18 protein-coding genes and 3 pseudogenes are annotated in these 24,054 nt (G+C 56.1%); 3 read left to right on the forward strand and 18 right to left on the reverse strand.

What is annotated here, in order from left to right; genetic code table 11:
* Positions 1 to 31: 31 nt before the first annotated feature.
* The 3 genes from kefC to HWQ14_RS23175 all read right to left on the reverse strand — a co-directional run bounded on the left by kefC (position 32) and on the right by HWQ14_RS23175 (position 3,382).
* On the reverse strand, positions 32 to 1,897 hold the full coding sequence (kefC, locus tag HWQ14_RS01230) for a glutathione-regulated potassium-efflux system protein KefC (RefSeq protein ID WP_176608731.1): 1,866 nt from the start codon (positions 1,895 to 1,897) through the stop codon (positions 32 to 34).
* A complete protein-coding gene (gene kefF, locus HWQ14_RS01235) occupies positions 1,890 to 2,420 on the reverse strand; it encodes a glutathione-regulated potassium-efflux system oxidoreductase KefF (protein WP_148420046.1) in 531 nt (176 codons plus the stop codon). Before kefF ends, kefC begins: the two co-directional genes overlap by 8 nt.
* Positions 2,421 to 2,776: 356 nt before the next feature.
* The gene (locus HWQ14_RS23175; RefSeq protein ID WP_245166429.1) at positions 2,777 to 3,382 is read right to left on the reverse strand and encodes a hypothetical protein; all 606 of its coding nucleotides are present in this window, start codon (positions 3,380 to 3,382) and stop codon (positions 2,777 to 2,779) included.
* Between HWQ14_RS23175 and HWQ14_RS01240 the strand changes: the two genes are divergently transcribed.
* Complete coding sequence (locus tag HWQ14_RS01240) at positions 3,357 to 5,702, forward strand: autotransporter outer membrane beta-barrel domain-containing protein (RefSeq protein ID WP_245166430.1); 2,346 nt, start codon at positions 3,357 to 3,359, stop codon at positions 5,700 to 5,702. The genes HWQ14_RS23175 and HWQ14_RS01240 overlap by 26 nt on opposite strands.
* A gap of 48 nt (positions 5,703 to 5,750) precedes the next feature.
* Here HWQ14_RS01240 and HWQ14_RS01245 read toward each other — a convergent pair whose 3' ends face one another.
* The 6 genes and pseudogenes from HWQ14_RS01245 to HWQ14_RS01270 all read right to left on the reverse strand — a co-directional run bounded on the left by HWQ14_RS01245 (position 5,751) and on the right by HWQ14_RS01270 (position 13,085).
* Entirely contained in the window at positions 5,751 to 5,984 is a 234-nt protein-coding gene (locus HWQ14_RS01245) for a YgdI/YgdR family lipoprotein (RefSeq protein WP_003856439.1), read from the reverse strand.
* Positions 5,985 to 6,123: 139 nt separating this feature from the next.
* Positions 6,124 to 9,348: a carbamoyl-phosphate synthase large subunit gene (gene carB / locus HWQ14_RS01250; protein WP_176608733.1), complete on the reverse strand. Its 3,225-nt coding sequence runs from the start codon at positions 9,346 to 9,348 to the stop codon at positions 6,124 to 6,126.
* An 18-nt stretch (positions 9,349 to 9,366) separates the two neighbouring features.
* Positions 9,367 to 10,515 carry a glutamine-hydrolyzing carbamoyl-phosphate synthase small subunit gene (carA, locus tag HWQ14_RS01255; RefSeq protein WP_176608734.1) on the reverse strand — a complete coding sequence of 383 codons (1,149 nt, stop codon included), beginning with the start codon at positions 10,513 to 10,515 and terminating at the stop codon, positions 9,367 to 9,369.
* Between the two features lie 454 nt (positions 10,516 to 10,969).
* Positions 10,970 to 11,791, reverse strand: a complete 822-nt coding sequence (dapB, locus tag HWQ14_RS01260) for a 4-hydroxy-tetrahydrodipicolinate reductase (RefSeq protein ID WP_176608735.1) — start codon at positions 11,789 to 11,791, stop codon at positions 10,970 to 10,972.
* Between the two features lie 122 nt (positions 11,792 to 11,913).
* Positions 11,914 to 12,264 (reverse strand): annotated as a pseudogene (locus HWQ14_RS01265) (glucose-6-phosphate isomerase family protein); the annotation flags it as partial.
* Between the two features lie 179 nt (positions 12,265 to 12,443).
* Positions 12,444 to 13,085, reverse strand: a pseudogene (locus HWQ14_RS01270) (alanyl-tRNA editing protein).
* Positions 13,086 to 13,177: 92 nt separating this feature from the next.
* Between HWQ14_RS01270 and HWQ14_RS01275 the strand changes: the two are divergent.
* Positions 13,178 to 14,080 carry a LysR family transcriptional regulator gene (locus tag HWQ14_RS01275; RefSeq protein ID WP_176608736.1) on the forward strand — a complete coding sequence of 301 codons (903 nt, stop codon included), beginning with the start codon at positions 13,178 to 13,180 and terminating at the stop codon, positions 14,078 to 14,080.
* A gap of 20 nt (positions 14,081 to 14,100) precedes the next feature.
* Here HWQ14_RS01275 and ispH read toward each other — a convergent pair whose 3' ends face one another.
* From ispH to HWQ14_RS23180, 6 genes and pseudogenes are all read right to left on the reverse strand, one after another.
* Positions 14,101 to 15,051 carry a 4-hydroxy-3-methylbut-2-enyl diphosphate reductase gene (ispH, locus tag HWQ14_RS01280; RefSeq protein ID WP_148420040.1) on the reverse strand — a complete coding sequence of 317 codons (951 nt, stop codon included), beginning with the start codon at positions 15,049 to 15,051 and terminating at the stop codon, positions 14,101 to 14,103.
* Position 15,052: 1 nt separating this feature from the next.
* On the reverse strand, positions 15,053 to 15,502 hold the full coding sequence (gene fkpB, locus HWQ14_RS01285; RefSeq protein WP_148420039.1) for an FKBP-type peptidyl-prolyl cis-trans isomerase: 450 nt from the start codon (positions 15,500 to 15,502) through the stop codon (positions 15,053 to 15,055).
* Positions 15,503 to 15,598: 96 nt separating this feature from the next.
* Entirely contained in the window at positions 15,599 to 16,099 is a 501-nt protein-coding gene (lspA, locus tag HWQ14_RS01290) for a signal peptidase II (protein ID WP_176608737.1), read from the reverse strand.
* A complete protein-coding gene (gene ileS / locus HWQ14_RS01295; protein WP_176608738.1) occupies positions 16,099 to 18,915 on the reverse strand; it encodes an isoleucine--tRNA ligase in 2,817 nt (938 codons plus the stop codon). Before ileS ends, lspA begins: the two co-directional genes overlap by 1 nt.
* 45 nt (positions 18,916 to 18,960) lie before the next feature.
* Entirely contained in the window at positions 18,961 to 19,887 is a 927-nt protein-coding gene (gene ribF, locus HWQ14_RS01300; RefSeq protein ID WP_148420037.1) for a bifunctional riboflavin kinase/FAD synthetase, read from the reverse strand.
* A gap of 7 nt (positions 19,888 to 19,894) precedes the next feature.
* Positions 19,895 to 20,100, reverse strand: a pseudogene (locus HWQ14_RS23180) (DUF2575 domain-containing protein); the annotation flags it as partial.
* Between the two features lie 115 nt (positions 20,101 to 20,215).
* On the opposite strand from HWQ14_RS23180, the gene rpsT reads away from it, so the two are divergent.
* Positions 20,216 to 20,479, forward strand: coding sequence for a 30S ribosomal protein S20 (gene rpsT, locus HWQ14_RS01310; protein ID WP_003856458.1), 264 nt, complete (start codon positions 20,216 to 20,218; stop codon positions 20,477 to 20,479).
* A 58-nt stretch (positions 20,480 to 20,537) separates the two neighbouring features.
* On the opposite strand, the gene nhaR is transcribed toward rpsT, so the two are convergent.
* From nhaR to dnaJ, 3 genes are all read right to left on the reverse strand, one after another.
* Complete coding sequence (gene nhaR, locus HWQ14_RS01315) at positions 20,538 to 21,437, reverse strand: transcriptional activator NhaR (RefSeq protein WP_176608739.1); 900 nt, start codon at positions 21,435 to 21,437, stop codon at positions 20,538 to 20,540.
* A gap of 57 nt (positions 21,438 to 21,494) precedes the next feature.
* Complete coding sequence (nhaA, locus tag HWQ14_RS01320; RefSeq protein WP_176608740.1) at positions 21,495 to 22,670, reverse strand: Na+/H+ antiporter NhaA; 1,176 nt, start codon at positions 22,668 to 22,670, stop codon at positions 21,495 to 21,497.
* 173 nt (positions 22,671 to 22,843) lie between these two features.
* Positions 22,844 to 23,989, reverse strand: a complete 1,146-nt coding sequence (dnaJ, locus tag HWQ14_RS01325) for a molecular chaperone DnaJ (protein WP_148420034.1) — start codon at positions 23,987 to 23,989, stop codon at positions 22,844 to 22,846.
* Positions 23,990 to 24,054: the final 65 nt, after the last annotated feature.

A 24,054-nucleotide genomic window follows, 5' to 3' on the forward strand; every position in this document is an offset into this window, starting at 1 on the left:
GAAATTTTTTAATATTGCTGGCAACTCCTCTTCACGCAGACGGTTTACTCTCCGGTTCATCGGCAGGATCGCCGGTATGCTTGCCCTCTTCCGTCCCTTGCCAGCCGTGACGCTGTACCAGCGACAGGTGATTACGATCCTCGTTAATAATTTCCGTCAGCATGGTGCTGGTGCGCTTGAACACCGCCGCACGCTCGGATGCCGTACTGCTGGCCATCGCCACCATCTCTTCCACCATGTCAGTATTAAAACGACGGAACAGATCGGCACGTTCACGCGCTTCATACGCGCCAAGCCCCAGGCTTTCCAGCGCCATGCGGCCAGACTTGAGCGCACCTTCGAAGGTTTCACGCTCTGGCGCGGCCACCCCTGCCTGGCGCAGCTGGATGTAATGATCCACATCGCGCGCGCGCGAGATGATCGTCAGATGCGGGAAGTGCTCTTTGACAAGCTCTACCAGCTGCATGCTGGCCTGCGGATCGTCGATGGCGTTAATCAGCACTTCAGCCTTCGCCGCCCCCGCCGACTCGAGCAGGTCGACGCGGGTCGCATCGCCGTAAAAGACCTTCATGTCGAATTTACGCAGCGTATCAACATGGTCGGGATCGTGATCGAGGATAACCATTTTCACACCGCTGGAGAGCAGTAAACGGCCGGTAATCTGTCCGAAGCGGCCGAAGCCCGCGACAATCACGCGCGGCTGCTCCTCGTCGATCTCATCGACTTCGCGCTCCTGTTCGCTGCCGGTTTTTTCCAGACGCGTCAGCAGGACCAGCAGGACCGGCGTTGCGGCCATCGACAGCGCAACCGCCAGCGTCAGCGCTTTTGCCCATTCCGGATCGAGCACGTTGGCCATCTGCGCGGCACCAAAGACCACGAACGCAAATTCACTCCCCTGCCCCAGCAGCACGGCAAACCAGCGGCGCTGCGGCTTTGGCACGTTCAACGGGCGAGCAATAAGCCACAGCATACCCATCTTTATGACCAGGAAGCCCACCAGCAGAATGACGATCCGCAGGGGATGCGTCACCAGCGTACCGAAGTCGATCGACATCCCGACGCCGATGAAAAATAGCCCCAGCAGCAGCCCTTTAAACGGCTCAATATCGCTTTCCAGCGCATGCCGGTATTCGGAGCTAGCCAGCAACACCCCGGCGAGGAAGGCCCCCATCGCCATCGACAGCCCGGCCTCTTCCAGCAGCAGGCCAAAGCCAAACACCAGGAATAACGCCACGGCGCTGAACACCTCGCGCAGGCCGGAGCGCGCCACAAAGCGCAGCAGCGGCCGCGTTACGTAACGCCCCAGCAGAATAACCAGCGCCAGCGCGCCGACCACCTTCAGCGCCGAAAGGGCAAACGCCCCCATCGTCGTCGAGGCGCCGCTGGCTGCCAGCAGCGGGATCATCGCCACCAGCGGGATTGCGGCAATATCCTGGAACAGCAGCACGGAGAAGGCGCTACGGCCCATTTGCGTCACCGTCAGGTTACGCTCGTTCATTGCCTGCATGGCAATCGCCGTTGAGGAGAGCGCCAGCGTCATGCCGATAAGCTCCGCGACTTTCCACTCCATGCCCAGCAGAATGCAGGACCCGCCGAGCAGCAGACCGCAGGCCAACATTTGCAGAGCACCGCCTCCAAATACCGAGGCGCGCAGTTTCCACAGGCGCTGCGGATCGAGCTCCAGGCCAATCACGAACAGCATCAGCACAACGCCAATTTCAGCGAAATGGAGAATCGCTTCTGCATCCGTGACCAGACGAAAACCCCACGGCCCGATGACGCAGCCAGCAATCAGATAGCCGAGAACCGAGCCCAGCCCCAGGCGTACCGCCACGGGCACAATCAGCGCCGCCGCGCCGAGGTAAATCAGCGCCTGTATTAGCGTATGGCTATCCATGATGCGTCTCCTGCCATTCAAGTAAGCGTTGTTTATAATGTCGAGCCTGCGCCTGGAGCGTTTCATCGTCGCAGACAAACGTGCAGTGCATGGCAAAAGGCGGGAGCCAGTTCAGGCCACAGTAGAGGGCCGTCGCCTGTAGCGGCTGTGCCAGCACGTCAAACCCCGGAAACGCGCCGATAGAAAAATGGCTTTCACCACCGCCGGTAGTGACCGCCCACATCAGGCTTTTCCCTTTTAGCGCATTGCCGTTATGACCATACGCCCAGCCGTGAGAAAAGACTTTATCGATCCACAGCTTCAGGAGCGGGGGCACGCTGTACCACTGCATGGGATGCTGCCAGATAATCAGATCGGCACGGGAGAGCGCCTCCTGTTCGGCGGCGACATCGATATTAAAGTCGGGATAAAGTTGATAGAGGGAACGTATCTCTACGTTATCAAGCGTCCTTACCTGTTCAAGCATCCGTTTATTCGCATGCGAATGGTGCGGATAAGGATGCGCGTAAATTATTAGAATCATGAATGGGCCTGTCTTCTTCTATTCTTGTAGCAGTGAGTGTAGACAGTTACCTTCCCGACTGAAAGGGGTTAACGAGCGCCTTAAAGCAAAACGCAATTTTTGGCAATCGACGCCGCCATGCCATTTTGCTGGCGCGAAAGTAAAAAACGACGGACTAAATAAATTCACCCCATAAAATAAAAACAATAACTCATATAATTAACCGATATTTTTAGATTGTCTTAACTCATTATTTAACAAATCAACCTGTACATAAACCCTTGAAAAATTAATAATTTTATGCTCTGTTTTTTGAGCTCACTCTTTAACGCGGTCAATATACATTTTCACCCACGTTACCTGATGTTCCTTCTCACTCAAATGGATGTGTACATGAGCAACAAATTCTTCACATTAAATAATACAACCCAAAGTCTTGGGAAGCTATTTCCTGCCTTGTTGATATGCACCCCAGCAGTTGCGTTTTCTGCAACTATTGAACAATCAACGTCTGTTCCGCAAACCTTTTCAGACGATGCTGAATACGTTATCAATAAAGACGTCACAATTTCCTCCGCCGGTAGTGAAGCGGCCGTGACCGTATCAGGTTTTACTGTCACCAAAGCCACTAACCAGGGGAATATTTCCGGTACCGGAAATGGACTCGATATTAATACTGGCGCACAGCATGTTGAAGTGAATAACGAGGAAGGTGCCACAATCACCTCCACAACGGGCACTGCCGTTAATATTGAATCCATGCAGGGGGAAATTAACAACAGTGGCAAAATAACTGCTTTTGAGAATGGTATTTTAGTTAGCGAAAATTCCTCCGCAGTAAATATCACCAACAGTGCCTCTGGGATTATTAAAGGTAAAACGGGACTTAATGCACTTACAGGCGTAGCCATTAATAATGCGGGTACAATCACTGGTACAGGTGGCGATGGAATAGCCTTGAGTGATGGCAATACTAAAGTCATTAATACTGGTGACGTGCAGGGCGCTCAGAACGGCATCCATGTAACGGATAATGCAAAAGTAGATATAACCAATAGCAGTTTTATCGGCGGCGGCAATACAGCAGTACTGTTTGCAAGTAGTAAAAATAACACCCTTGTTCTTAATACTGGCTCCTCCCTGGTCGGTGACGTTATTTCCACAAATTCAACAGGGAACACCCTGACCCTGATCGGCACCGGTACGGAAGACAGTAACTTCGTTGGGCTGAATGAAGGCGAGGGCTTTGCCAGCGTCAAAATGAACGGTGAGAACTGGACGCTTACGGGCGATCTCGACATTATCGGCACCGATGATTCTCTGCAAGTGAATAGCGGTGATTTAACGCTAGCGGGTACCGTCTCTAATAGCGGTAATACCCTGGTTGCAAACGACAGCACGTTACGATTAGGCGATGGTAAAAATACCGCCAGCCTTAGCGGTGGTCTGGAAAACAACGGTACCGTCATTTTCAATCAGGGCAGCGATTTCTCCTTTGCCACCAGCATGACCGGCAGCGGTAACGTAGAGAAAGCGGATTCCAACACCCTGACGCTGACGGGTAACAACAGCTACACAGGAAATACGGTCCTGCACGGCGGCACCACGCTGGTCTCCGCCGGAGCAACGCTCGGCGTCAAAGGCAGCAACGCCACCGTCACCGTGGAAAACGGTGCAACCTTTGCTACCGCAGGCGAAGTTAACAACAACGTCGCCGTTCTTACCGGCGGTACGCTGGCAGCGTGGAATGCGATTGCGGGTAACACGACGCTAAGGGATGCCGGATTTGATACGGTGAACGGCAACGTGACGAACGGCGGCACGCTGCTGCTCAGCGCGGACGATCGTAGCGTTGGTAATGATTTCACGATTAACGGCGACTACACCGGTTCTGACGGCAGCCAGATTGTGATGAACAGCACTGTGGGTAAAGATGATGCGCCAACCGACCACCTCACCATTACCGGCAGCAGCTTCGGTCAGTCCGGCGTACGCATTACCAATATTGGTGGCGAAGGCGCGCAAACCGTTAACGGTATGGAAATTGTAAGCGTAGGCGGCAGCTCCGAAGCCCAGCTGACCCTGGCAGCACCGGTTGTTGCCGGCGCTTATGAATACAACCTTTATCAGCACGACGACGGCAACTGGTACCTGGAATCAAAGGCGACACCTTCTGATGAGCCTTCCGACGGCGGCGATAATACCGATGACGGCGGAAATACTGATGATGGCGGCAACGCTGATGGCGGCGGCAATACCGACGATGGTGGAAACACAGACGGCGGTGGCAATACCGATGATGGAGGTAATGCTGACGGTGGCGGCAATGCAGATGGCGACAATACCGACAACGGCGGCAGCAATGCCCCGGAAGTGATGGCGCCTGAAGTAGGGGCTTACTTAGGCAACTACCTTGCCGCACAGAGCATGTTCCTGCATAAGCGCGACGATCGCGACCAGCTTACCTTCCGCAATGAAGACGATCTGAACACCTGGATGTACGTTAAGGGTCGCTATCACGAGAACGATGCCGGTGGCGACAAAGTCAGCTACGACACCACGACCACCGTTCTGCAAGTCGGCAGCGATTTCCTGAGCAAGCCAATGGATAGCGGTATCCTGCATGCCGGCGGCATGTTCGGTGCAGGCCAGGCGAAGACCCACTCGGATGCGAAACACAACGTGCGTGACGCACAGGGTAAGGTCGATGGCTTCAACGTTGGGCTCTACGCCACCTGGCAGGAAGATCAGAAGTTACGTCTGGGCAGCTACATTGATACCTGGGCCGCCTACAGCTGGTACAACAACAAAGTGACCAGCAACCGCAACGATGAAGACTACAACAGCGAAGGTTTTGCCGCGTCTGTTGAGGTCGGCCACGCGTGGATTATCCCGTCTGAAAACGAACGTACCTGGAAGATCGAGCCGCAGGCACAGGTGATCTACAGCTATCTCGATCAGGAAAATCACACCGATCGTGACGGCGTACGCGTAACCACGCTGGACAATGACAGCATCTTTGGTCGTCTGGGTGTTAAATCCAGCTACTTCCAGCAGAAGGACGTTAAGGCGTGGCAGCCATACGTGGCGGTTAACTGGCTGAAAGGTGCGGGTCAGAACGACCTTGCGTTTAACGGCGAGACCGTCAGCAACGATACGCCGGAAGATCGCGGCCAGTTAGAGCTTGGCGTCACCGGCAACCTGAACGAAACGACGACCATCTCCCTGCGCGCCAGCGGCGAGTGGGGTGAAAACAGCTACGCCGCTTACGGCGGTCATATCCTGTTAAACCACCGCTGGTAATCTGTCAGCATGAAGCAAAAAAGCAGTGGCATTCGCCACTGCTTTTTTTTAGTTATCCAGCTCACCCATGGATTTAACCTGGTCACGGTTAATCTGCTCAGTTTGGCCCGTTTCGGCGTTTTTGTACGACACCAGACCGGTATCGTCATCCACCTGCGGCTTCCCGTCAGTGACAATGGTTTTGCCATCGGTAGTTTTGACGGCCTGGTTGGACGAACAGCCCGCTACGGTGAACATTGCAGTGGCAGCCAGAACGGAAGCGATCAGTAGTTTATTTTGCATGGTGTTTTCCCCTGCTCTCAGTTGAATTTCGTTATCGACCTAACCATTTTAGGCTAACTGACTGAAAGCGGATGAAAAACCAGAAGGTTCCGAAGATGGAAACAGAGCCCGGCAACCGAACGGTGCCGGGCAATTTGTCTTACTTGTTAATCTGGGCGTGCATTTCCTGCACCGAAATGACCTTCTCGGTGGCATCCGCATTCAGCGCCATGGCCGTTGCGAAACCGCCGTTCAGGGTGGTGTCGTAATGCACTTTGTACTGCAGCGCGCTGCGGCGAATCAGCTTGGAGTCTTCAATCGCCTGGCGGCCCGCGGTGGTGTTGATGATGTAGGTGTATTCGCCATTCTTGATGCGGTCCTGAATGTGCGGACGACCTTCATGCACCTTGTTAACCAGACGCGGGTTGATTCCCGCTTCGCCCAGCACAATCGCCGTACCGTGGGTTGCATCCAGCTCGAAGCCCTGTTTCAGCAGCTTGGCGGCCAGGTCAACCACGCGCTCTTTATCGCCTTCGCGAACGGAGAGCAGCGCACGGCCCGATTTTCTCATGGTGGAGCTACTGCCCAGCTGCGCCTTGGCGAACGCTTCTGCGAAGGTGCGGCCTACGCCCATCACTTCCCCGGTAGAGCGCATTTCTGGCCCCAGCAGCGGGTCAACGCCCGGGAATTTGTTGAACGGCAGCACCACTTCTTTCACCGAGTAGTACGGCGGGATGATTTCTTTGGTCACGCCCTGCTGAGCCAGCGTCTGGCCCGCCATCACGCGCGCCGCCACCTTGGCCAGCGGAATGCCGGTTGCTTTGGAGACGAACGGAACGGTACGCGCCGCGCGCGGGTTCACTTCGATCAGGTAGACTTCGTTATCTTTCACCGCAAACTGGACGTTCATCAGACCACGAACCTGCAGCTCAAAGGCCAGCTTCTGCACCTGCTGGCGCATCACGTCCTGAATTTCCTGGCTCAGGGTGTACGCTGGCAGAGAACATGCAGAGTCACCGGAGTGAACGCCCGCCTGCTCGATATGCTCCATGATGCCGCCAATCAGCACCATTTCGCCGTCGCAGATGGCGTCAACGTCCACTTCAACCGCGTCGTCGAGGAAACGGTCAAGCAGAACCGGCGCATCGTTGGAGACGCTTACCGCCGTCTGGAAGTAGCGGCGCAGGTCGGCTTCGTCATAGACAATTTCCATCGCGCGGCCGCCCAGCACGTAGGAAGGACGTACCACCAGCGGGTAACCAATCTCTTTCGCCTTCTCAACGGCCATTTCAATGGCCGTTACGGTGGCGTTCGCCGGCTGCTTCAGCTTCAGACGGTCAACCGCCTGCTGGAAACGCTCGCGGTCTTCCGCACGGTCAATGGCATCCGGGCTGGTACCGATAACCGGCACGCCTGCCGCTTCCAGCGCGCGCGCCAGCTTCAGCGGAGTCTGGCCGCCGTACTGCACGATAACGCCTTTCGGCTTCTCGATGCGCACGATTTCCAGCACGTCTTCCAGGGTTACCGGCTCGAAGTAGAGGCGGTCAGACGTGTCGTAGTCGGTAGATACGGTTTCCGGGTTACAGTTGACCATAATGGTCTCGTAACCGTCTTCGCGCAGCGCCAGCGAGGCGTGTACGCAGCAGTAGTCGAACTCAATGCCCTGGCCGATACGGTTTGGACCGCCGCCCAGCACCATAATCTTGTCGCGGTCGACGGAAGGGTTCGCTTCGCACTCTTCTTCATAGGTGGAGTACATGTAGGCGGTGTCGGTGGAGAACTCAGCCGCACAGGTATCCACGCGCTTGTAAACCGGGTGCAGGTCATACTGGTCGCGCAGCTTGCGGATTTCCGCTTCACGCACGCCCGCCAGCTTAGCCAGACGCGCGTCGGCGAAGCCTTTACGCTTCAGAACGCGCAGGAAGTCAGCGTCCAGGCCGTTGATGCCCAGCTCCGCGACTTTCTCTTCCAGACGCACCAGCTCTTCAATCTGCACCAGGAACCAGCGGTCGATGTTGGTCAGGTTGAATACGCCGTCGACGGACAGACCCGCGCGGAAGGCATCGGCGATGTACCAGATACGCTCTGCGCCCGCGTCTTTCAGCTCGCGGCGAATTTTGGTCAGCGCTTCCGGGTCGTCCAGGCTGACTTTCGGATCGAAGCCGGTCGCGCCCACTTCGAGGCCGCGCAGCGCTTTCTGCAGGGATTCCTGCTGCGTGCGGCCAATCGCCATGACTTCACCCACGGACTTCATCTGGGTGGTCAGACGGTCGTTCGCGCCTGCGAACTTCTCGAAGTTGAAGCGTGGAATTTTGGTCACAACGTAGTCGATGGACGGTTCGAAGGACGCAGGCGTGCGGCCACCGGTGATGTCGTTCATCAGCTCGTCGAGGGTGTAACCGACCGCCAGTTTCGCCGCCACTTTCGCAATCGGGAAGCCGGTCGCTTTGGAGGCCAGCGCGGAGGAGCGGGACACGCGCGGGTTCATTTCGATAACAATCAGACGGCCGGTTTTCGGGTTCACCGAGAACTGCACGTTAGAGCCACCGGTTTCTACGCCGATTTCACGCAGTACCGCCATCGAGGCGTTACGCATGATTTGATACTCTTTGTCGGTCAGCGTTTGCGCTGGCGCAACGGTGATGGAGTCGCCGGTGTGGATCCCCATCGCATCGAAGTTTTCGATGGAGCAGACGATGATGCAGTTGTCGTTTTTATCACGCACCACCTCCATCTCGTACTCTTTCCAGCCAATCAGCGATTCATCAATCAGCAGCTCTTTGGTTGGGGAGAGATCCAGCCCGCGCTCGCAAATCTCTTCGAACTCTTCGCGGTTGTAGGCGATACCGCCGCCGGTGCCGCCCATGGTAAAGGAAGGACGGATGATGCACGGATAGCCAACTTCAGCCGCAACGGCCAGCGCTTCTTCCATGTTGTGCGCGATGCCGGAACGCGCGGTGTCGAGGCCGATTTTTTTCATCGCCACGTCGAAGCGGCGGCGGTCTTCTGCTTTATCAATCGCGTCGGCGGTTGCACCAATCATGGTCACGCCGAACTCTTCCAGCACGCCCTGACGCTCCAGCTCCAGCGCACAGTTCAGCGCCGTCTGGCCGCCCATGGTCGGCAGCACCGCGTCCGGACGCTCTTTCTCAATGATTTTACGCACCACTTCCCAGTGAATTGGCTCGATGTAGGTCGCATCGGCCATTTCCGGGTCGGTCATGATGGTCGCCGGGTTAGAGTTGACCAGGATAACGCGGCAACCCTCTTCACGCAGAGCTTTACACGCCTGCGCGCCGGAGTAGTCAAATTCACAGGCCTGGCCGATGACAATTGGGCCAGCGCCAAGGATCAGGATGCTTTTTATGTCTGTACGTTTTGGCATGGTCTTTTCGGCTCCTGATTATTTAGCGGTCTTACGGTATTGCTCGATAAGTTCGATAAAGTGATCGAACAGCGGCGCGGCGTCGTGCGGGCCCGGGCTGGCTTCCGGGTGGCCCTGGAAGCTGAACGCTGGCTTATCGGTACGATGAATACCCTGCAGGGTGCCATCGAACAGCGATTTGTGCGTTACGCGCAGGGTTGCCGGCATTGACGCTTCGTCTACGGCGAAACCGTGGTTCTGCGCAGTAATCATCACCGTGTTGTTGTCGATATCTTTAACCGGGTGGTTGCCACCGTGGTGGCCGAACTTCATCTTGAGGGTATTCGCACCGCTAGCCAGCGCCAGCAGCTGATGGCCGAGGCAGATGCCGAATACCGGAATATCGGTTTCGAGGAAGGACTTGATGGCGGCGATGGCGTAATCGCACGGTGCCGGATCGCCAGGACCGTTTGAGAGGAAAATGCCGTCCGGGTTAATCTTCAGCACGTCTTCAGCGGACGTTTGCGCCGGCACCACCGTCAGGCGGCAGCCGCGGTCAACCAGCATGCGCAGGATGTTGCGCTTGGCACCGAAATCGTAGGCCACCACGTGGAACGGCAGCTCGCTCTCTTTTTTCGCTTCCGGCAGGTCGCCTTCCAGCGTCCAGCTCCCCTGCGTCCAGCTGTAGGCTTCCGCCGTGGTCACTTCTTTCGCCAGGTCCATGCCGTTCAGGCCAGGGAAGGCTTTCGCTTTTTCCAGCGCCAGCGTCGCATCGAGGTTATCACCCGCGATGATGCAGCCGTTCTGGGCACCCTTCTCGCGCAGCAGACGCGTTAACTTACGGGTATCGATATCGGCAATCGCCACGATGTTATGGCGCTTCAGCCAGGAAGAGAGATCTTCGGTATTGCGGAAGTTGCTGGCAATCAGCGGCAGGTCGCGAATGACCAGACCCTGCGCGTGTACCTGAGAAGATTCGTCGTCAGCAGCATTGGTGCCGACATTGCCGATATGAGGATAAGTAAGAGTAACGATTTGGCGAGAATAGGAAGGATCAGTGAGGATTTCTTGATAACCGGTCATTGAAGTATTGAAAACGACTTCCCCAACCGCCGAACCCGTTGCCCCTATGGCCCGACCGATAAACTGGGTTCCGTCTTCCAGAACCAATAGCGCTGACTTAATCAAAACACCCTCCAGAGAATATTCACTCACTTTATTTGCATATTAATGCATAACCACGTCATGAATCAATGCAAATGTGTTGCCAGCGGATTTTTGGCAAACGGCGGCATTCTGGGGATTTGCCAGGTAAAAGTCAACTCAAAACGGCTTTTTTGCTTATTCTTTTGCAGCCCTGGCTGCTGAAATACGTTTTAACGGGCAAAAAGATCATGCAAATCATTCTGGAAAACGCTTGCGCGGCAGATTTAATGAGATTTTTGAAATGAGAGCACTAAAAAGTGGACCAGATGGTCAAAATTTACATTCATTTCACACAAAAGGGAGGGAAGATTGAAGCTTATAGCGATTATGTGATTTATTTCATACCAAAATGATAAAATAAGAGGGCAATAAATTATTGCCCTATGCAATCAATACATTACGACTGCAATAACCACATCACGATGGGTAATAATGCTTACAAATTATTGAGATCGAGGACATCTCGCATATCAAAAAGACCGCGTTCTTTTGATTTCAGCCACAAAGCGGAGCGAACCGCACCGTTGGCAAACGTCATGCGGCTGGAGGCTTTATGGGTGATCTCTACGCGCTCGCCAATATCGGCGAACATTGCCGTATGTTCGCCGACGATATCCCCTGCACGCACGGTAGCAAAACCAATGGTTCCCGGCACGCGTTCACCGGTATGGCCTTCACGGGTGTAAACCGCGCACGCTTTCAAATCTTTATCCATGGCATGAGCAATCGCTTCGCCCATCGCCAGCGCCGTGCCCGAAGGGGCATCGACTTTATGACGGTGGTGCGCTTCAATAATCTCAATGTCGGTATAGTCGCCCATCACCTTCGCCGCTTTCTCCAGCAGCTTCAGCATGACGTTAACGCCTACGCTAAAGTTCGCGGCGAAGACGATCGCAATCTCGTTTGACGCATCCTGAATGGCCTGTTTACCGGCATCGTCAAAACCCGTGGTGCCGATGACCAAGCCTTTACCGTGCTGCCGACAAAATGCCAGATGCGCCAGCGTGCCTTCCGGGCGGGTAAAATCGATAAACACATCAAAATCATCCTTCACCGCGTCAAGGCTGCTCTGAACGGTTACGCCCGTCCTGCCCGTGCCGGCCAGCTCACCCGCATCGGCACCCAGCAGGGATGAACCTTCACGCTCCAGCGCCGCGCCCAGCGCCACGCCGTCCATCTGTAGTGCCGCCTGAATCAGCTGGCGGCCCATACGTCCACCCGCGCCCGCAATGGCGACGCGGATCTGTGCATCATGCATAGTTATTCTCTTACGTTAAAATGATGTAAACCGTTTTCAGATTAACCAGCCTTCGCAAAGGGTGCCACTGAAAACGCCAATAATTAGAATTTAATGATAAACAGGGAGAGATATCAGTGAAAGACATGATCGTCAGCGAAAACCGCATGATTCCCGCACCACCAGCCGCTGTGCTGGCTGATACGGTGAACGTGCCCCTGGCTGCGAACCGGCTCATCGCCGAGCGTGCCTGCGACACAGGTAACCACGCCAAACAGCAGCATCCGCTTTTCGAGCTCCGGCCTGTCCGCCAGGCGCGCCACGTCCATCGCGATGGCATACACCTGCTCTGGCCCTTCGCAGTCCGGATTGCGCAGCGACGGGCGGATCTGATCCAGCGTTCGGATCTCCGGCATTGGGCCAGTGACGTCGCCTCCGTAGTAAAAGCCCAACGGCTGATGTGTGATGGTTATATCCAGCCCAACGTTAAGCATGGCTGACCTCCCGTACCTGGAGGTGACGTTCAGAGGCTAACAGGTGGTATGCGGTAAGTAGAATAATGTGAGGATTCATGTTTATCTCCGGCCCGAGGAGAACAACACGACAAGCTTACCAGATTTACCGCTTCTCCTCCTGTGAAGCCTCCCGCTCTGTCGGGTTAATCACACTCCGGCTACGCCTGCTCGTTGAGGGCGTAAGTGACCACCAGCTGTCCTTTTTTTATTTTCATCCCCGAGATCTGCATTTCACCGATTTCCGCCAGCTGGGTAACGTGCGTTCCGCCGCACGAGTAGGCCGGAAGATCGCCGAAGCGCACCGTGCGTCTGCCCGCTTCCGTTTCGGTATAACAACGCAGATTGTCGGCCTTCCAGCCGTTGATGAGGGCGATCAGGGAGCCGGCATCAGGCACTGAGGCCTGCTGCTCCCTGGCCGTAAAGGTAATCCGGCCTTCACCCGACCAGTGGTGGGCTTTAACCGGTTACCAGCCAAATCGCTCGCCGGCATAACCAATCAAATGGCCCGCGCTGTGCCAGCGGGAGTGACGCACGCGCGCGCTTTTATCGACCTGAATCTCCACCTCCCCTGGCGCCAGCGGTTTAGCCAGAATATGAACGAGCTGCTCCCCCCGCAGGCTCACGCTCTCCACGGCGATCCCCGCGATTAAGCCCCGATCCGCCGGCTGCCCTCCTCCCTGCGGATGGAAAAGGGTTTGATCCAGCTCGACGGCGTAGCGGCCATCAGCTTCTTCAGTGCAGCGGATCGCCTTCACCCGGGCTTCTGTCGCGTCACTGGCGTAATAAAGTCGTTCTGTCATGGTTGTTCTCCTCTGTACCCTGACAGTATATTCATCACTTACGCATAGATAATCTGCCTTTCAAACAATGCACTCTTGCGTGGTATGCACAAATGAAACCTGCACTGCTTCCCGATCTCGCCACCTTCGTTTCCATCGTTGAACACGGTAATTTTTCAACCGCGGCCCGCATTGCGGGCGCGACTCCCTCGGCGATCAGCCGCTGTGTTTCACGCCTGGAAAAGGAGATGGGATGTAAGTTACTGAACCGCACCACGCGCAAGCTGGCACTTACCGAAACCGGAAAATCCGTTTATGAACATGCGCTGGAGATGCTGGAAGCAGCACAGCAGGCATTAGATTCCGGCAGCAGTCTGCAAACCATCGCGCAGGGAAAGCTCACACTGAGCGTGCCGAAAGCGGTGGGAAGGTTTGTGATCCATCCGCTGATACCCGCCTTTCTGGAGCGCTATCCGCAAATAGACGTCTGCCTGCGCCTGGAAGATCGCTACATGGATCTGATCGATGATGGTGTCGATCTGGCCTTACGGATCACCAACTCACCTTCTCCAGGCCTGTACGGAAAACCGCTGATGCCGGTAAGCCATATTATTTGCGCTACGCCAGAATACCTTCGTCGCGCGGGCACGCCTCAGCATCCGCAGGACCTCCTGGCGCATAGCTGTATTTCGCTCGGTGAAACCCCGGCCGATTCACGCTGGAAATTTACGCTGCAGGGGAAAACGGAGGTGGTACAGACGCACGGCCGCTACGCGGCTAACCACACGGGCGTGCGGCTTGACGCGGTTAAACGTCATGTTGGTATCGGAAGCTTACCGCTGTTTACGGCGCGTGAGGCGCTTGAAAATGGGGAAATTGTGCAGGTTCTGCCGGAGTGGAATTTCATCGACAGCTATTCAGGTGAGCTATGGCTGCTGTGGACGCGTAACAAGCATATGCCAGCCAGAATGCGGGCTATGATTAACTATCTGAATGAAAAAATGCCAGTCACCTGATGACTGGCATTTTTTAAAGCTTATTCTACTTCACGCGCGTCGATACGCAGCTCTTTCGGGACTTCGAAGACAATATTCTCTTCCCGGCCTTCCAGCGGAACGGCTTCACCACCGCCCAGCTCCTGCAGGCGGACAATCACGTTCTGCACGAGGATATCCGGCGCGGAAGCCCCGGCGGTGACGCCAACGCAGGCCGCGTTTTTCACCCACGCTTCCTGGATGTCCGTCGCGTCGTCGATCAGGAACGCCGCCTTGCCCATCCGCTGTGCCAGCTCGGCCAGACGGTTGGAGTTAGAGGAGTTTTTTGAGCCGACCACCAGCACCACGTCGGCCTGTTCAGCCAGTGCACGCACCGCTTCCTGACGGTTAGTGGTTGCGTAGCAGATATCATCTTTACGCGGCCCGACGATTTTCGGGAAACGCTGGCGCAGCGCGTCAATCACGTCCGACGTATCATCAACCGAAAGCGTGGTCTGCGTCATGAACGACAGGCGGCCTTCGTTTTTCACGTTGAGCGTCAGGACATCTTCCGGCGATTCAACCAGGTACATCCCCCCTTCCGGGTTGCTGTACTGGCCCATCGTGCCCTCGACTTCCGGGTGACCGGCGTGACCAATCAGGATCGACTCTTCACCACGACGGCTGGCGCGCGCCACTTCCATATGCACTTTGGTCACCAGCGGACAGGTAGCGTCGAATACGGTCAGATCGCGGCTTTTGGCTTCGTTACGCACTGCCTGTGACACGCCGTGCGCGGAGAAGATCAGAATAGCGCCGTCCGGCACTTCGCTGATTTGCTCGATGAAGATCGCCCCGCGCTCGCGCAGGCTGTCGACCACGTAGCGGTTATGCACCACTTCATGACGCACGTAAATCGGCGCGCCGTAAATCTCCAGCGCGTTTTCAACAATGCTGATAGCGCGGTCTACACCGGCGCAGAAGCCGCGCGGGTTAGCCAACAGGATCTGCATTTCAGGCCTCCAGTGCCGGATCGATCTCCAGCACTTCTACATCAAAATGAACGGTACGCCCGGCAAGCGGATGGTTGAAGTCAACGGTAATCGAGTCGCCGTTGATTTCGCGGATCACGCCAGGCATTTCGCTGCCGTCCATAGCGGTGAAGAGCATAATCGCCCCGATTTCCGGTTCGCCCGCGTCCATAAACTCACGGCGCGAAAAGTACTGAATCAGGTCCGGGCTTGGTACGCCGAATGCCGCATCCGGCTCCAGCGAGAACGCCTTTTTTTCACCCTCTTTCAGGCCGAGAAGCTGTTGCTCCAGCCCTTCAGAGAGGGAGGTGTCGCCCAGGCGAAACAGCGCGGGTTTACCGTTGTTGCGGGTGGACTCAGCAGTGGAGCCATCGTCCAGCTTCAGCGTGAAGTGAACGAGGAGTGCGCTGTTGCTCTGTACGGATTTAGACATGCAAATTGCTCGCTGGTTTTCGCCCGGCGGCGCTACGCTTGCCTGGTCTGCGATAACCGCAGGCCGGTGCAGGCGAAGCGCCGCCGGGCAGGTTTGTTACGCCTGCTCTTTCGCCGCCGGTTTAGGCAAGAAGCCTTCCAGCACGATTAACGCCGCACCGATACAAATTGCGCTATCGGCGAGGTTAAAGGTCGCGAAGTGCCAGTTGCCGACGTAGAAGTCGATCATGTCGACCACAAAGCCGTGCCACAGGCGGTCAAACAGGTTGCCCAGTGCGCCACCAATGATCAGCGCATAGGCGATATTATTCAGCTTTTGTGTTACCTTCGAGCGGTACATCAGCACCGCCAGCACGACGCAGATACCCATTGCGATACCTGCGAAGAACCAGCGCTGCCAGCCACCGCTGTCAGCAAGGAAACTAAACGCCGCGCCGTAGTTACGTGCATAGTGCAGGTTAAGCGACGGGAACAGCGGGACCGTATCCCCCAGAGCGAAATTCTGGAGGATCAGGAACTTGCTGCCCAGATCGATAATCAGCACCACCACAACCAGCCACAGCCAGCGCAGTCCTGTTGAACAGAGAGTTTTACTCATCAGGCAAACTTACGTTTTTCGCCGTCACCGGCGACGTTGCTTACACAGCGTCCGCAGATGTCTGCGTGTTCCGCCACCTGACCGACATCGGTAGTGTAATGCCAGCAACGCGGGCATTTCTCACCGTCGGCTTTGCTCAGCGCGACCTTCAGTCCTTTGAGCAGTTCGCTCTGCTGAGCATCAGCAGAAGCATCGGCATAATCCGCAACTTTCGCACCGGAGGTCAACAGGACAAATCGTAATTCATCGCCCAGCGCCGTCAGTTTTGCCGCCAGCTCCGGTTCGGCGTACAGGGTCACTGCCGCTTCCAGGGAGCCGCCGACTTTCTTGTCAGCTCGCGCCTGCTCGATAACCTTGTTCACTTCGCCACGCACCTTCAGCAGCTCGTCCCAGAAGGCGTCGTTCATCGCTTCAGTGCTGGAGAGATCGAACAGACCTTCGTACCACTCGCCGGTGAAGACATACTTCTCGCGGTCGCCTGGCAGGTAGCCCCAGATTTCATCCGCGGTGAAGGACATGATAGGCGCCATCCAGCGCACCAGCGCTTCTGCGATATGGTACAGCGCAGACTGACAGCTACGGCGCGCCACGCTGTCCGCTTTCGCGGTGTACTGGCGGTCTTTGATGATGTCGAGGTAGAACGAGCCCATCTCGATGGAGCAGAAGCGCATCAGGCGCTGCACCACTTCATGGAAATCGTAAGACTCATATGCCTTAACGATGTCTTCCTGCGCCGCTTTCGCGCAGCTGACCGCCCAGCGATCCAGCACCACCATCTCTTCCGGCTTCACCATGTCTTTCACCGGATCGAAACCGTTCAGGTTCGCCAGCAGGAAGCGCGCGGTGTTACGGATACGACGATAGCTGTCGGCAGCACGCTTCAGGATCTCGTCAGACACCGCCATTTCGCCGGTGTAGTCGGTAGACGCCACCCACAGACGCAGAATATCTGCGCCCAGCTTGTTCATCACGTCCTGCGGAGAAACGGTGTTACCGATGGACTTGGACATCTTGCGGCCCTGGCCATCAACGGTGAAGCCGTGAGTCAGAACCTGACGGTAAGGCGCTTTGCCCTTCATGGCGGTGGAGATCATCAGGGATGACATGAACCAGCCGCGGTGTTGGTCGGAACCTTCCAGATACATGTCGGCAGCGTGACCGGCAAACTCAGGGCGCACGTCAACCACGGAGGCGTGAGTCGATCCGGAGTCGAACCACACGTCCAGGGTATCGGGCACTTTCTCGTAGTTATCCGCGTCCGCGCCCAGGATGTCGCGGGCGTCGAGATCCCACCACGCCTGAATGCCGTCGATTTCGACGCGCTTCGCCACTTCTTCCATCAGCTCCAGCGTGTTTGGATGCAGTTCCTGCGTCTCTTTATGCACGAACAGAGACATCGGCACGCCCCAGGTACGCTGACGGGAGATACACCAGTCAGGACGGTTAGCCACCATGGATTCAATACGCGCCTGACCCCAGTCCGGGATCCACTGCACGCCCTTGATCTCCTTCAGAGACTGCTCGCGCAGGCCCTTCTGATCCATGCTCACGAACCACTGCGGCGTAGCGCGGAAGATGATCGGCGACTTGTGACGCCAGCAGCACGGATAGCTGTGCTGCATTTTCTCAACGTGCAGCAGCGCGCCGCGCTCACGCAGCATCTCAACGATGATGTCGTTCGCCTTGAAGACGTTGATACCGTCCAGCGCCGGGTAAGTACCTGGCAGGTATGAACCGTCCGGACCAACCGGGTTAGCGATTTCCAGACCGTATTTCAGGCTGATGTTGTAGTCGTCGGGACCATGGCCACCGGCGGTATGTACCGCACCGGTACCCGCGTCCAGCGTGACGTGGTCGCCCAGGATCGCCGGAACGTCGAAGTCCAGGAACGGATGTTTAAAGCGCATCAGCTCCAGCGCGTCACCTTTTACTGTGCCCAGCACGGCGTAGTCGGTGATGTTCGCGCGTTTCAGCACGCTTTCAACCAGATCTTTCGCCAGAATCAGCGCACGACCTTCAACCTGCACCAGCGCATATTCGAACTCAGCGGACAGGGAGATAGCGCGGTTCGCCGGCAGGGTCCACGGGGTGGTGGTCCAGATAACCAGAGAGATCGCGCCGTTTACGCCAGGCAGGCCGAATTTACCTTTGATCGCATCCTGATCGACCGCTTCGAACGCCACGTCGATTGAAGGCGAGGTTTTGTCGTAATACTCAACTTCCGCTTCTGCCAGGGCAGAACGGCAGTCCACGCACCAGTGCACCGGCTTCGCACCTTTGTGCAGGTGTCCGTTACCGATGATTTTGCCCAGCGCACGGATGATGTTGGCTTCGGTTTTGAAGTCCATGGTCAGGTACGGGTGTGACCAGTCGCCCAGCACGCCCAGACGGATAAAGTCCGCGCGCTGGCCGTCAACCTGGGTGGCAGCGTATTCGCGGCACTTCGCGCGGAACTCTGCGGCGGTGAACTTCTCACCCGGCTTGCCAAACTCTTGTTCCACCTTCAGCTCGATTGGCAGACCGTGGCAGTCCCAGCCCGGAACGTAAGGCGAGTCATATCCCGCGAGCCCTTTGGACTTCACGATAATGTCTTTCAGAATCTTGTTTACAGAGTGACCAATATGAATGCTGCCATTCGCATATGGAGGGCCATCATGCAGAATGAAGGTTTTTTTGCCTTTTTTGGCTGCACGAATGATGCCGTACAGATCATCATCGGTCCAACGCGCCAGCATTCCCGGTTCGCGCTTGGCGAGATCGCCGCGCATCGGGAACCCTGTTTCCGGCAAATTCAGGGTTGATTTATAGTCACTCATCAGATTCTCGGTTCCGTATTTATCACGTAGGCAGTTAAGCCGGTTCTAAAGCCCAAAAAACTCGCGGGCCGTTAATTCATCTCGCGCGATTTGCGCCTTAAGTTCATCCAGCGAAGCGAATCGCTGCTCGTTGCGTATTTTTTTACGCAGTATCACATCTATATGGCGACCGTAGAGGTCCATTACAACGTCCAGCAGGTGTACTTCTAACTGTTGACGTACACCGGCAACCGTTGGACGTGTGCCAATGTTGGCGACACCGTAGAAAGGCTTATCGCCCAGTCCTGCCACTTCCACCGCATACACCCCTTTCACCGGGGAGACCTGACGGCGCAGCGGTATATTCGCCGTCGGGAAACCTATCGTGCGGCCCAGCGCATCGCCATGAACCACACGGCCTGAAATCGTGAACGGATGGCCCAGCAGCGTTTCTGCCGTATCCAGTTCATCATTCGCCAGCGCCTGGCGTACCGCCGTGCTGCTGACGCGAACGCCGCCCTCGCAGAAGGTCATCGTACTGGTGACGTCAAACCCGTACTCCAGGCCAGCCTTCTGTAATAACAAGAAATCGCCCTGACGACCAGCGCCAAAGCGGAAATCATCGCCCACGGCGAGAAACTGCACGCCAAGCTGTCTGACCAGCAGGTCGCTGACAAAGTTTTGTGCGGTCAGTGCGGCAAAGCGACGATCGAATCGTACGCACAGGACGTAGTCCACACCTGACTCTGCCAGATAGCGTAACTTCTCGCGCAGACGGGTCAGGCGTGCGGGTGATTTTTCGCCTGCAAACAGCTCCAGCGGCTGCGGTTCGAAAATCATCACCACGACGGGCAGGCCACGCGCCTCGCCTTCTTTACGCAATCCCTGCAGCAGCGCCTGATGCCCACGATGCACGCCGTCGAAATTACCAATGGTCAGCACGCACCCGTGCGGGGCTTGACTGAGATTATGTATGCCGCGTATCAGCTTCATGACTGGCTCAAGACAGTGAAAATCGCCAAAGTATACCTTGTACAGCGGTTAAGGTTAACCGGCGATTGTTCACGCTAAACAGAAAGCCGTATGATTTCATCGCGCTGACCTTTCACAGCAAAAAAATCTGCCCGCGAACTGCGATTTTTACGCCGAAAAGCTGTATTCACGAACGACAAGCTGGTAGAATCCTGCGCCATCACTACGTAACGTAGCGTCGCCATATTAACGGCGCTTATTTGCACAAATCCATTGACAAAAGAAGGTATAGAGGGCATATTCCTCGGCCTTTGAATTGTCCACATAGATCATATTTGGGAGTTGGACCTTGGCTAATATCAAATCAGCTAAGAAACGTGCCGTTCAGTCTGAAAAGGCTCGTAAGCACAATGCAAGCCGTCGCTCTATGATGCGTACTTTCATCAAGAAAGTATACGCAGCAATCGAAGCTGGCGACAAAGCTGCAGCGCAGAACGCATTTAACGAAATGCAACCAATCGTGGATCGTCAGGCTGCTAAAGGTCTGATCCACAAAAACAAAGCAGCGCGTCATAAAGCAAACCTGACCGCGCAGATCAACAAACTGGCTTAATCGCTACTTGTTGTTGCTTGTTTGAAAGAACCCGCTTAACGCGGGTTTTTTTATGTCTTCAGAACGCCGGCGGCGTAAACAGCGACGAGTAGTCACGGTTGCAGATACGCTGCACCGCAGGATGCTGAATCATCCTTTCGGCGAATATGGCGTGATACTCCTCCATCACGTTATCCACTCTGCCAATCTCCGTAATTTTATCGTCTGAATAGAGATCGTGCGCGTACAGCGTCGGGGCAACGAAGATAGCGTTGTGCGCCTCGCCGAAGGCTTTCATCAGCGCGGCATCGTCGAACTCGCCGAGGATTTCCACGTTCAGCCCCTGCGAGTTAAACCAGTTCAGCAGCTTACGTCCGAGCATGGAGCGTCTTCCCGGCACCAGCAGGCGGCGCTCTTCCAGGCAGGCCGGGAACGGTTTTTCCGGCGGCGGATTAATGCACCAGAAGCTGACGCCGCACTCGCCAATTTTCACCGAGAACAGCCCTTCCTGCTGCGTGGAGTCGATCGGGCAGTCCGAGATAATCATATCCAGCTTGTGCTGGCTCAGCTGTTCCAGCAGCATCTCGTGAGTGGATTCGAAGCAGCGCAGATGAATCTGCTCATCTTCCACTACCGCCGCATCCAGCACGCCGCTTACCAGCCGTTTTGACAGCGCATCCGCCACGCCCACGTCAAACAGCAGGTTGGACTCTTTGCGGTAGTTGACGATATCCAGCATCTCCTGGCTTAGGGTGAACATTTTGTCCGCGTAGCGGAAAACCAGCTCGCCCAGCTCGCTCGGCTCAATCCCGCGCCCTTTCCGCTTGAACAGTTTTCCCTGCAGGCGCTCTTCCAGGGCCTTGATTTGCCCGGTGATGGTCTGCGGCGTCAGGTAGAGCGCCTCAGCGGCTCCCACGACGGATCCCTGCTTGTAGACATGCCAGAAGTAGTAGAGATGGTTGTAGTTCAAATGAGACATCACGTTTTCACTCCCTGATAGCCGATCGGGAGAAGGCTTCCCTTCTCCCGGCTCCCGTTATGCCCGGACAGCCTGTCCGGACAGCTTAACCTTCAATAAGGTATAACCCACCACCGCGGCCAGTAACGACCCGATAAGAATGCCCAGCTTCGCCCAGACGATAAGCTCGGGCGCGTTTGCGCCAAACGCCAGCGTCGAGATAAAGATCGACATGGTAAATCCAATACCGCACAGCACGCCGACCGCCATAATCTGACTAAACGAGGTCCCGTTTGGCAATGACGCCAGCTTCAGCTTCAGCGCCAGCCAGCAGAACAGGCTGATCCCCAGCGGCTTGCCGATAAACAGCCCGGCAATAATACCCAGCGGCAGCACGGAGGTGAGCCCCTCCAGCGTAACCCCGCCAAGGGAAACGCCCGCGTTGGCAAACGCAAACAGCGGCAGGATCATAAAGCCAACCCACGGGTGAAGCACGTGTTCCAGCTGTCCGGCAGGTGATTTGCCATCCTGCTCCTTCAGCGGGATAAAGAAACCAACGATGACGCCGGCCAGCGTGGCGTGCACGCCGGATTTCAGCACCGCCGTCCACAGCACCATGCCCACCAGAATATAGATACCGGTGCGTCGGACGTTAAAGATGTTCATCAGCGCCAGCGCCGCAATCGCCACTGCCGCCACGCTCAGCGACAGAATCGACAGCTCGCTGGTGTAGAACAGCGCGATAATCACGATAGCGCCCAGGTCATCGATGATCGCCAGCGCCATCAGGAAAATTTTGAGTGCTGCGGGGACGCGGCTTCCGAGCAAGGCCAGCACCCCAAGGGCAAACGCGATATCCGTTGCAGCCGGGATCGCCCAGCCGTCACGCGCAATCGGATCCTGCCAGGCAAACGCGAGGAACAGCAGCGCCGGCACCACCATCCCGCCAATCGCAGCGATCACCGGAAACGCCGCCCGCTGACGGCTGGCAAGCGAGCCAATCACCAGCTCACGTTTGACCTCCAGCCCCACCAGCAGGAAGAACACCGCCATCAGCGCATCGTTGATCCACAGCAGCATGTTCTTGTTAATCTCCAGCGGCCCGACCTTAAGCTCGACGGGGGTTTCCAGAAATGCGTGATAGAGATCGCGAGTCATGCCCATGTTGGCAAGCAACATGGCGGCCGCAGCAGCGATTATCAGGATAACGCCGCCGGATGCCTCACTGCTAAAGAAACGGTGTAGTAATTTCACGTTAATTCTCTCTTTTACAACAATACCTCGATAAAACCATAATATCAGCGCAAACAAATCGGTAAAAACAGATTAATATTGAAGATAAACTCAGTTTAACCGAGCATTTAATACAGAAATAAAAAAGCCCGGAATCGCTTCCGGGCTTTAAAGGATAGTAACCAGCTGGCGGTTTAGCGGGTCAAATCGTCGAAGAATTTTTTGACGCCATCGAAGAAGCTTTTGGAGCGTGGGCTGTTTTTCTCGCCCGTTGGGCCGCCAAAGCTCTCCTGTAGCTCTTTCAGCAGCTGTTTCTGCTTGTCATTCAGGCCGACCGGCGTTTCCACCACCACGCGGCATAGCAGGTCGCCCTGCGCGCCACCGCGAACGGATTTAACGCCTTTGCCGCGCATGCGGAACAGCTTGCCGGTCTGCGTTTCACCAGGCACTTTCAGGTTCACGCGCCCGTCCAGCGTCGGCACTTCGATTTCGCCGCCCAGCGCCGCCATCGCAAAGTTGATCGGCACTTCGCAGTACAGGTTGTTACCTTCACGCTCGAAAATGGCGTGCTGTTTCACCTGTACCTGAACGTACAGATCGCCTGCCGGTGCGCCGTGCTCGCCGGCTTCACCCTCGCCTGCCAGGCGGATGCGGTCGCCCGTATCAACGCCTGCCGGGATCTTAACGGACAGGGTTTTGGTTTTCTCAACGCGACCGTGACCGTGACACTTGTTGCACGGATCTTTAATCAGCGTACCGCGACCATGACAGTGTGGACAGGCCTGCTGTACCGCGAAGAAGCCCTGGCGCATCTGCACCTGACCGGAACCGTGACAGGTTGGACAGGTCTGTGGCTGAGTCCCCGCTTTCGCGCCGCTGCCGTGGCAAACGTCACACTCTTCCAGCGTCGGGATACGGATCTCTTTGGTGACGCCACGAACCGCTTCTTCCAGCGTCAGCTCCATGTTGTAGCGCAGGTCTGCGCCGCGCGCCGCGCGCTGACGACCACGGCCGCCGCCGAAGATGTCGCCGAATACATCACCAAATATATCGCTGAAATCAGCGCCGCCACCGAAGCCGCCGCCACCAAATCCACCGCCGCCCATGCCGCCCTGTTCAAAGGCTGCGTGACCGTACTGGTCATAGGCCGCACGTTTTTGTGAATCGGTCAGGACTTCGTAGGCTTCTTTAATTTCTTTAAATTTAGCTTCAGCCTCTTTATCACCCTGATTGCGGTCCGGGTGATACTTCATGGCCAGGCGCTTATATGCCTTTTTGATTTCACGCTCTTCCGCAGTTTTCGGAACGCCTAAAATCTCGTAATAGTCTTGCTTTGCCATTGGTTTTTTTAAGCCCCTTAACATGCGAGCACGGGCGTGGAGAGTTCTCCTACGCCCGTGCCGAT

This window comes from Enterobacter cloacae, assembly GCF_013375935.1.
Classification (GTDB): domain Bacteria; phylum Pseudomonadota; class Gammaproteobacteria; order Enterobacterales; family Enterobacteriaceae; genus Enterobacter; species Enterobacter pasteurii.

Coding starts and splice junctions, on each gene's coding strand:
- lspA (WP_176608737.1), bottom strand. CDS start 16,099: ATGAGTAAAACTCTCTGTTCAACAGGACTGCGCTGGCTGTGGCTGGTT.
- kefF (WP_148420046.1), bottom strand. CDS start 2,420: ATGATTCTAATAATTTACGCGCATCCTTATCCGCACCATTCGCATGCG.
- kefC (WP_176608731.1), bottom strand. CDS start 1,897: ATGGATAGCCATACGCTAATACAGGCGCTGATTTACCTCGGCGCGGCG.
- HWQ14_RS01245 (WP_003856439.1), bottom strand. CDS start 5,984: ATGCAAAATAAACTACTGATCGCTTCCGTTCTGGCTGCCACTGCAATG.
- carB (WP_176608733.1), bottom strand. CDS start 9,348: ATGCCAAAACGTACAGACATAAAAAGCATCCTGATCCTTGGCGCTGGC.
- dapB (WP_176608735.1), bottom strand. CDS start 11,791: ATGCATGATGCACAGATCCGCGTCGCCATTGCGGGCGCGGGTGGACGT.
- nhaR (WP_176608739.1), bottom strand. CDS start 21,437: ATGTCTCATTTGAACTACAACCATCTCTACTACTTCTGGCATGTCTAC.
- ribF (WP_148420037.1), bottom strand. CDS start 19,887: ATGAAGCTGATACGCGGCATACATAATCTCAGTCAAGCCCCGCACGGG.
- ispH (WP_148420040.1), bottom strand. CDS start 15,051: ATGCAGATCCTGTTGGCTAACCCGCGCGGCTTCTGCGCCGGTGTAGAC.
- ileS (WP_176608738.1), bottom strand. CDS start 18,915: ATGAGTGACTATAAATCAACCCTGAATTTGCCGGAAACAGGGTTCCCG.
- dnaJ (WP_148420034.1), bottom strand. CDS start 23,989: ATGGCAAAGCAAGACTATTACGAGATTTTAGGCGTTCCGAAAACTGCG.
- HWQ14_RS01275 (WP_176608736.1), top strand. CDS start 13,178: ATGAAACCTGCACTGCTTCCCGATCTCGCCACCTTCGTTTCCATCGTT.
- HWQ14_RS23175 (WP_245166429.1), bottom strand. CDS start 3,382: ATGACTTTAGTATTGCCATCACTCAAGGCTATTCCATCGCCACCTGTA.
- fkpB (WP_148420039.1), bottom strand. CDS start 15,502: ATGTCTAAATCCGTACAGAGCAACAGCGCACTCCTCGTTCACTTCACG.